Raw genomic sequence first — 398 nt, 5'->3', positions numbered from 1 at the left:
GCCAGCCGCTCGGCCTGCCCCACCAGCCCAGCAGCCGACCGACCCGACACCACCCACGGCACCACCGGCAACACCACGCCACCGGCCGGGGAGGTTTCGGCATCCAGTACGGAAGCGGCTTCGGGTGCCTGCTCGATAATGACGTGGGCGTTGGTGCCGGAGAACCCGAACGAGGAGACGCCCGCACGACGTGGACGATCCCCGACCTCCGGCCACGGAGCGGCCTCGGTCACCAGCCGTACCGCACCCGCGTCCCAGTCGATGTGTGAGGAGGGGGCGTCCACGTGCAGTGTCGCGGGGACGATGCCGTGGCGCATCGCGGCCACCATCTTGATGATTCCCGCCACGCCGGCCGCCGCCTGCGCGTGCCCGATGTTGGACTTCACCGAACCCAGCAG

Annotated in this window: 1 protein-coding gene; it reads right to left on the bottom strand. The window is 70.6% G+C overall.

The genetic code is table 11. The annotated features are described in order from the left end of the window. Nucleotides 1-398 (bottom strand): ketoacyl-synthetase C-terminal extension domain-containing protein (locus tag AC4IJH_RS43760; protein ID WP_490857607.1); only part of this gene is annotated, 398 nt, incomplete at both ends.

The organism is Streptomyces sp. UF-297 (genome assembly GCF_058245575.1).
The sequence above is the reverse complement of the archived record's forward strand: the minus strand, read 5'-3'. Positions and strand labels throughout refer to the sequence as shown.